The 867-nt window shown below is 37.5% G+C and carries 1 protein-coding gene; it reads right to left on the minus strand.

Going from position 1 to position 867, the window contains the following annotated elements:
- A partial coding sequence (locus RMB13_RS00600; RefSeq protein WP_311084115.1) for a hypothetical protein occupies nucleotides 1–725 on the minus strand: 725 nt, incomplete at its 3' end.
- Nucleotides 726–867: the final 142 nt, after the last annotated feature.

Raw genomic sequence — 867 nt, forward strand, 5'->3', positions numbered from 1 at the left:
AATAAGTGAAGATTTACTTGCTGAGAACGATTGGCTTCCCATTTTCCAACGATACCGAGAATATTTGCTTTTTTTGCGTCCTGAGCAGTTGAGACGATTTCTTGAATATGATGATCAAAAAGCAAGTAATTTCGGCTCAGATTCTCATGATTGGTTTTACTGACATCATTGATCAATGTTATACAATAAAGATCAAAAGAACATGTCATTCCCAACAGATTGGTTATGAAGTTCTCATAAAGCCAGAGTCCCTTTCCAAGCCCTCTTTTCCAAGAGTTTTCTAGACTTTTATGTTTCTGAGTTAAAGTAAGCATTTTGTAATGTGCCATATATTGATCAACGGCAATTTCAAAGCTGGGATGTAAATGATCAATCTCATACAATTGATGTTGTTGTATAAGATCTTTTTGCAACTGTAATCTAGGTGCAAGTTGGACACATGGAATTGTCCCAAGTAGATATGGATTAGTTTTCATCCCATTCAGGACTGCACAAAATCTATATCCAAATGGGAGCAACTGTAGAGAGGGTGCATCACCAAAACTACGGACCACTTTAAAAATTTTGCTAGATTTTTTGCTTATCATTTCTGAACCTAGGGCATCTATCTCATTCAATGTGGCCTGTTGAGGTGTTGCAAAAGATAAAGGAGCAGATATAGGTGCCTGATGAGGATTCAAGGCCTCAAGGAAATGTTCAGCATAAGATAGTTCAAACTTATTCATCAGATTCACCCCTTAAAGTACTTTTTGACAGAATCAAAAGTTAAAGGTGTATTTATTCTCTGACGAGGTCTGCCCATACCCGATTTCTCTTTGGGAGCTACACTCTTTTGAATGGTACGAAAGCAGGCGAGTGGTGCAAATA

The sequence above is a fragment of the Acinetobacter sp. V102_4 genome, from assembly GCF_031799005.1.
In the GTDB taxonomy this organism is placed as follows: Bacteria; Pseudomonadota; Gammaproteobacteria; order Pseudomonadales; family Moraxellaceae; genus Acinetobacter; species Acinetobacter calcoaceticus.